This window comes from Pseudomonadota bacterium, from assembly GCA_026388215.1.
In the GTDB taxonomy this organism is placed as follows: Bacteria; Desulfobacterota; Syntrophorhabdia; order Syntrophorhabdales; family Syntrophorhabdaceae; genus JAPLKF01.
In genome coordinates this window covers 1-7,523 of sequence record JAPLKF010000137.1, presented here as the reverse complement: position 1 = coordinate 7,523, position 7,523 = coordinate 1, and the positions used below count along the sequence as shown (strand labels likewise).

Below are 7,523 nucleotides of genomic sequence, written 5' to 3'. Positions count from 1 at the left end.
TTTGAACTTTGAATTGACATAGATAAAATTTCCATCTTTATCTATCATTATCATTCCAAAAGGAGCATTTTTTGAGAGGGTGAAAAACCTTTCTTTTTCATTATGTAATTGCTTCTCTGCCTGCTTTCGCTCGGTGATGTCTCTCACCCAGACCTGTATACCAGGTTCATTGCCAAGCATTATGGCATGGGCATAAATCTCCCCGTCAAAGGATGTACCATCCTTGCGCTGGAGTTTGACCTCGTATCGTTCTATAGCCTGCTCCCCACGCATCCGGGCTTGAGCGCGTTCTCGGGTAATATGCTGATAGTCAGGATGGTATACACGCCAGTGATCCAGTCCTTGCAGTTCCCCATACGGATAGCCCAGCATTGTATGCAGACGCTGATTGGCAAATATAATCTTGGGGCCTTTCTGAACAAAGATACCATCGAAACTCTCTTCGATAAGGGTACGGTACTGCTCTTCGCTCTCCCGTAGCGCCTCTTCTGCCTTCTTGTGTTTAGTGATATCAAAGGCGTTTGAAAGGATACAGGGCTCGCCATTGAATTGTATTACCCGGGCAGATAAAAGGCATTTGGCGATATCCCCCGATTTCTTCTTGATATCTATCTCCAGATTGTCTACATGCCCCTGTTCGCTGAGTTTAGTCCTGATAAGTGAGAGGTGGTCAGGATTCACGAAGAGCCCGAGTTCAGTTGATGAACGGCCGATAATCTCACCACTTTTGTATCCAGTATGGGATTCAAAGGTTTTATTTACAAAGAGATAATTGCCTGATAAGGAGAGAATGACAATGGAGGTGTCCAATGCGTCGAGCATTTTTATAAGTTGCTCATTTGATATAAATGATGTCTCTTTTACTGGTTGTGATTGAGTATCCGACCCTTTTAAATCAGTCGATTGCTTTCGTAGCTCCTGAATTTCATTGATGAGCTGCTCTTTTGTCTTGTACCTGTCTTTTTTCATAGAAGAAACCCCTTCTTTATTTACTATAGACCTATTCCGTCTATTTTTGTGCCGCAGAACTGGCAGGAACCATCCTTGATATTGTATTCGGTGATGCTGAAACCATACCTCTTTATCACTGCCTTCTTGCAGTTATAGCAGTATGTATTTTCACCATCAGAGCCGGGGATATTCCCCTCATACACGTATCGTAAGCCTTCTTCTAAACCTATCTCCCTTGCCCTTCGCAGTGTCTCGGGTTTTGTCCTCTTTGCATCGAGGAGTCTGTATGTAGGGTAAAATGCACTCACATGCCAGGGGACATCTACTCCAAGGTCATTTTTTATGAATTGTGCAATCGCACGGAATTCTTCATCCCTGTCATTATGTCCGGGGATAATGAGGGTTGTGATTTCTATCCATATACCAAGTGCCTTATACGCCTTGATAGTTGCAAGGACACCGGACAGCTCCGCCTTACAAATCTTTTTGTAGAATCCTTCATTGAAACCCTTTAAGTCGATATTTGCCGCATCGAGAAAGGGCTTTATTGTCTTGAGCGGCTCTTCTTCTATATATCCGTTTGTCACGAAGTTATTGTATATGCCCCTATCCTTTGCAAGTTTAGCTGTGTCAAAGGCATATTCATAGAAGATGGTGGGTTCTGTGTAGGTATAGGATATGCTTTTGCATCCTGACGAGTTCGCAAGCCCCACAACCTCACCGGGCGCCATTTTTTCACCAAGGATACGGCCTTCATTCCTCGGCATCTGTGAGATATCGTGATTTTGGCAGTGGAGGCACTGGAAGTTGCAACCCGCAGTTGCGATGGAAAATGCCTTTGAACCAGGGAAGAAGTGGAACAGAGGTTTTTTCTCGACGGGGTCTACATGGTATGAACAGGGAAAGCCATAGACAAGGCTGTAAAGCATGCCATCTTTATTTTCCCTTACCCCGCAAATCCCTCTATTATTTTCTCCAATAACACAGTGGTGCCTGCACAGCTTGCACTGAACCTTTTTCTCTTCAAGCTTTTCATAGAAAGATGCTTCCTTCATTTTTTGCCAAATATAATCTTTATCACATCATCCATATTTCTTGCTGGTATAAATTTTATCTTTCTTTTAATATATGCCGGGATTTCTTCAAGCTCCTTCATGTTTTCCGCAGGGATTATTATCTTTTCCATCCGGGCACGAAGGGCTGCAAGGGTTTTTTCCTTTAACCCGCCTATCGGTAACACCCTGCCGGTAAGGGTAATCTCTCCTGTCATTGCAATCTTTCTACTTACAGGTTTTTTTGTTATGGCACTTATCAAGGCAACGGCCATGGTGATACCTGCAGAGGGGCCATCTTTCGGAATTGCACCCTGGGGTACATGGATATGAATCTCCAGCGTGTCAAAGATTTCTTCATTTATGTGAAGGGTTTTTGCCTTTGATTTTATGTGGGTTAATGCCGCCTGGGCCGACTCTTTCATCACATCGCCCATGCTGCCAGTAAGGGTAAGTTCCTTTTTGCCCTTTCTACAGGATGCCTCAATATGGAGCACATCCCCGCCAAATTCTGTCCAGGCAAGCCCACTGGCAACACCCACAGTATCGTATTCGATACCCCCTTCGGGGAGATATTTAGGTATCCCTGCGAATTTATGAAGGTTTTTAGCGGTTATTATTACCTTTCTTTTGTCGCCCTCAGCTATCCTCCTCACTACCTTTCTCGCCATTGATGCAATTTCTCTCTCAAGGTTCCTTAACCCTGCCTCTCTTGTGTAATCCTGTATGACCTTATCTATGGCGCTATCCGCAATTTCAAGGAGCTCCTCTTTTAATCCATTCTCTTTTAGTTGTTTTGGAATGAGGTATTTCTTTGCTATTGCGAGCTTTTCTTTTTCAGTGTAACCAGGGATGGATATCGTCTCCATCCTGTCCCTTAATGCAGATGGTATGGTGTCTACCCTGTTTGCGGTGGTAATGAACATCACCTTTGAAAGGTCAAAAGGAACATTGAGATAGTGGTCGCTGAAGGAATTATTCTGCTCAGGGTCGAGGACCTCAAGAAGTGCACTTGCAGGGTCACCCCTGAAATCAGTGCCTATCTTATCAATTTCATCCATCATAAAGACAGGGTTATTTGTACCTGCCCGTTTCAGGTTCTGAATGATCCTCCCTGGCATGGAACCAACGTATGTCCTTCTATGACCCCTTATCTCGGCCTCGTCCTTCATGCCACCGAGGGATATCCTTGAGAAGCTTCTGCTCAGCGCCCTTGCAATAGACCTGCCGAGGGAGGTCTTGCCTACGCCGGGTGGCCCCACAAAACAGAGGATTGGCCCTTTCATCTCTCCCTTGAACTTTATGACGCTTAAGAATTCGAGTATCCTTTCCTTTACCTTTTCAAGGTTATAGTGGTCTTCATCAAGTATCTTTTTTGCCCTTTTTATATCTACGTTGTCTTTTGTGGATTTGCTCCATGGCAGTTCAACGAGCCATTCCAGATATGTTCGAAGCATCGAAGATTCTATCGCATCCGGGTGCATCATATCGAGCCGTGCGAGCTGTTTCCTTGTCTCTTTCTCTACATCCTTTGGCATCTTCGCCTTCTTGATCCGTTTTTTCAGGTCTTCTATCTCCTCAATCCTCTCATCTGCCTCTCCAAGTTCGCTCTTTATTGCCTTCATCTGTTCGTGTAAGAAGTATTCCCTCTGGCTTTTCGACATTTCTCCCTTTGCCTGGGAGAGGATCTTTGCCTGCATGTTCAGGAGCTCTATCTCCTTTCCCATGATTTCTGAAAGTTTTTTCAAACGTGCAATAGGATCCACAATTTCGAGGATTTCCTGAGCTTTGTCGACCGCCAGCCCCAGGTTTGCAGCTGATATGTCGGCAAGCTTTCCAGGTTCATCTATGGTGTCAAGAACCATTAAAATATCCGGGGGCACCATCCTGCCCATGGAGACTACCTTTTCCATCTCTTCCTTCACATATCTCATGAGGGCTTCGATTTCTAATGTAATCTCTGTGATCAATGGCTCTTCTATGGGTTTTATTCTTACAAGAAAGGTGTGCCTTTCCTGGACATATTCTGTTATCCTTGCCCTTTTTAGCCCCTGAATAAGGACCTTTACCCTTCCGTCCGGCAGTCTTAACATCCTCATAATCTGTGAAACAGTACCGACAGAATAAATCCTTTCAGGAAGAGGATCCTCGTCTGTTAAATCCTTCTGTGCTGTAACGATAATCAGCCTGTCCTTGGACAGGGATTTTTCAACAGCATTTATTGACATGTCCCTTCCAACAAAAAGAGGGAGTATCACGGAAGGATACATCACCATGTCCCGGATGGGAAGTAAAGGGAGTATCTCAGGTGTATCGAATGTTTCAATCTCCGTCATATATTTTAAGCCTCCATTATTTTTACGAATTTAAAAAGGCCTTAAAAGCCCTGTATGTTTCATACACATCAAGCTTGCTTGATATTTCAAAGGGGGAGTGCATGGTGAGAAGCGGGGTACCACAGTCAATGATATCCATGCCGTATACGGCAAGATATTTGGCAACCGTTCCACCTCCTCCCTCATCAATTTTACCAAGTTCTCCGGTCTGCCAGATGACGCCCTCTTTTTCAAAAAGCCTCCTTATCTCGCCCACGTATTCTGCGTTTGCATCATTGGCTCCAACCTTTCCTCCATGTCCTGTAAACTTTGATACGCATAGACCGCGCCCAAGATAACAGGCATTCTGTTTTTCGTGGACATCCTGAAAGGTCGGGTTGATGGCGCCATTCACATCGGCCGAGAGCGCCCTTGATTTAAAGAGCATCTTTTTGATTAAGGTTTCATCCGTTTTTATCTTCATCCCTTCAAGGATGTCATTCAAAAATATTTCGAGGAAGTTTGATTTCATGCTTGTGTTGCCTTCTGAGCCCACTTCTTCCTTGTCCGTGAAGATTGCAAGGCATGGATGAAGAGGGTTATCAGTGTCGCATACTGCCTTCAGGAGCGTATAGGCACAAGCCCTGTCATCCTGTCCATAAGCCCCTACCATGCTTTTATCGATGCCGATGTCCTTTGCCTTAAAGGCAGGCACAATCTCTATTTCTGCACTTATGAAATCCTCTTCTACTATGCCGTATCTATCCTTCAGTATCTTTAGAATGTATTTCTTTATACCCTCTTTTTTCTTACCGGCAACAGGCATACTGCCGAAAAGGACTGTTAGTTTTTCGCCCTCTATTGCCTCGGATAACTTCTTTTCATCCTGTGCCTTCCTCGAGAGATGGGGCAAGAGGTCGTCTATTGCAAAGACCGGGTCATCCTCTTTCTCTCCTATCACAATCTCAATAGCCCTGCCATCTGCTTTAATCACAATCCCGTGCATAGCGAGAGGTATGGCAACCCACTGGTATTTTTTAATGCCACCATAGTAATGGGTGCGAAGAAGGGCAAGGTCAACGTCCTCGTAGAGGGGGTTTTGTTTGAGGTCGAGCCTGGGTGCGTCTATGTGGGCTACGATGATATTGATACCCTCTGCAGGGTCCTTTTTTCCTCTGATAAAGGCGATAACACCCTTGCCGCGATTTATGCGGAATATCCTTTTCTGTTTCTGGTTATCCTGAAAACCATGTTTGGAGAGGCTACCCTGTATACACTTTGCTGTTTATATTCCTCACAGAACTGGAATATCTCCTCTATCTCTTTTTTGGATTTTTTTTTCCAGCCAGATTCGTTTTTCATTGTATGGTATAGATTAACAGAATTATTATTATGAGTCAATCATATCTGAAAACAGTAGGGAGTAGGCACTATGCAGTAGGGAGTTGCTGCTTACTCCTTACTGCCTACTGGTTTTCACTCCACTGATTTTATATGGTGGAGGCGGCGGGAATCGAACCCGTGCAAGCTCTTACTGGTGCTATATTTACGGGGCTAAAGGAAACGGAAAGGAAACGGAAAGGAGTATCACCCACAAAAATACCACAACCTGTCAACCATGCTGACAGGTTAGACCCTTGCTATTAAGATTTTTTGAGCAACACACTCAGGGCTTCCTCGAGGTCGTCCGGGGTTGCTTTTATGGCATCGCAGAGGTCGAGGATTTGAGAGATTTTTTCATTATTTGTTGTGGTAGGTAGCTCAAAAAAAGTTTCAATATCTTCTTTTTCTACTGTCAAATTTTTGATCTTATCGATGAGACTTTTGTTGATTTTGGTAATATCTATATTAATTTTTGTTTTGTATCTACGGCTTATCTCTTTTAGTTTCAACTGTAGATTTCTCTCACCGTACAACGGATCGTTTGACTTCCGCCGAAACAAAAACACGTTGTTGTCGCCATCTTTAATCGCTATTGCATATACAGGATTTTCAAATACAGTCTTTGATAAAATTTTTTGAAAAATGGAAGACGGGGCAACCAAAAATATGATATTCAATTGAACATTTACTTCACCAAGAAAAAAAATTATTCCAAAATTGAGGCCTTCAATTAGTGTTTCAGGCAATACCATTTTAATCAAATTATCCGATTTAAAAGGGTTCACTCCTTCAGTGGTAACATAAAGAGGGTTAATATTAATCAGCCGGGCAATTTTGATAATTGTTTCCGAGCTGAGCTTGGTTTTTTTTGCTTCAAAATTTGCAATAGCGGAATGAGTAATCCCAAGCTCTTTTGCAAGAGCGACTTGCTTAATGCCTTGCAGCCTGCGGGTTTGAGAAAAAAATTCTGATATATCCTTCATGGTAATAATTATAATATACATTATAACCTAACATTTTTTTAAAAAAAATAAAATAATCGTTTACAAAAGTAACATTTGATGATATACATGTAGTAACAATAATAAACCTTGCCCCCAGGTTAGCGACCAGAGAGGGCAAGGCTAAAAAAAGTAGGAGGTAACAAATGTCCCACTTGAATTTATACTATCACAATTTACTTGAATCTACAACCTTAAACGCACAACTTGTTGAAAAATATTGGCCTTTTTTTAAAGCAGAAGCCTTCAGAATGGGTTGCAATGGCGCCGCGGAGGATATCGCGCAAGGGGCGATTTTTAAATATTTGTGTACGAACAAATCCCCTCACTTTTCAAAGGCTTACGCCCGGTGTATGTTGTTATGGGAGAGGCGCGATGAAAAGCGGAAAGAGGTTTTGGTAGATGATATTGAAGTGACAGAGCCGTCATGGGACGGAGGGTTTGTAGGCGCTCAGGAAGACCAGGCCGATTCCGAAAGGATTGCCGAAATAGGAAAAAATTATGGGTCGAAAACAGCCGACGCGGTGAAAATGCTCAGGGAGGGTTACACCATTGCAGAACTTGCCCGCTCGTTGAAAATACCGAAAAAAAATGTGAAGCAACTTCTCGCCGACATTGCGAACGGGAAAGGGGCAGGGGGGTTTTTGTTGATACTACTACAACCCCTCGACCATGCCGAGGAGTTAGCTGGTAAGGATTCTTCTGGCGGTCAACTGGCAGTACCGCCAGAAGACAAAGTCTTTGGTGGTAACGTTGTGTTACCGCCAAAAGAACAACCCACTCTCATTAACTTAGGCATTACCAAGAATCTCTCAAAGGTG

The 7,523-nt window shown here is 43.4% G+C and carries 7 protein-coding genes; 1 reads left to right on the top strand and 6 read right to left on the bottom strand.

What is annotated here, in order from left to right; translation table 11 throughout:
- The 6 genes from NTU69_08285 to NTU69_08260 all read right to left on the bottom strand — a co-directional run.
- Positions 1-969 (bottom strand): PAS domain S-box protein (locus NTU69_08285; protein MCX5803511.1); only part of this gene is annotated, 969 nt, incomplete at its 3' end.
- Positions 970-992: 23 nt separating this feature from the next.
- Positions 993-2,006 (bottom strand): AmmeMemoRadiSam system radical SAM enzyme, encoded by a 1,014-nt coding sequence (gene amrS / locus NTU69_08280; GenBank protein ID MCX5803510.1) that lies wholly within the window; start codon positions 2,004-2,006, stop codon positions 993-995.
- Positions 2,003-4,339 (bottom strand): endopeptidase La, encoded by a 2,337-nt coding sequence (gene lon, locus NTU69_08275; protein ID MCX5803509.1) that lies wholly within the window; start codon positions 4,337-4,339, stop codon positions 2,003-2,005. Before lon ends, amrS begins: the two co-directional genes overlap by 4 nt.
- A 22-nt stretch (positions 4,340-4,361) precedes the next feature.
- A complete protein-coding gene (locus tag NTU69_08270; GenBank protein ID MCX5803508.1) occupies positions 4,362-5,528 on the bottom strand; it encodes an aminopeptidase in 1,167 nt (388 codons plus the stop codon).
- On the bottom strand, positions 5,525-5,680 hold the full coding sequence (locus NTU69_08265) for a hypothetical protein (protein ID MCX5803507.1): 156 nt from the start codon (positions 5,678-5,680) through the stop codon (positions 5,525-5,527). The genes NTU69_08270 and NTU69_08265 overlap by 4 nt, the downstream gene beginning before the upstream one ends.
- A 281-nt stretch (positions 5,681-5,961) precedes the next feature.
- Positions 5,962-6,705 (bottom strand): helix-turn-helix transcriptional regulator, encoded by a 744-nt coding sequence (locus NTU69_08260; GenBank protein ID MCX5803506.1) that lies wholly within the window; start codon positions 6,703-6,705, stop codon positions 5,962-5,964.
- 143 nt (positions 6,706-6,848) lie between these two features.
- Here NTU69_08260 and NTU69_08255 point away from each other — a divergent pair.
- Positions 6,849-7,523, top strand: a 675-nt coding sequence (locus NTU69_08255; protein MCX5803505.1) for a hypothetical protein, incomplete at its 3' end; no start/stop codon positions are given.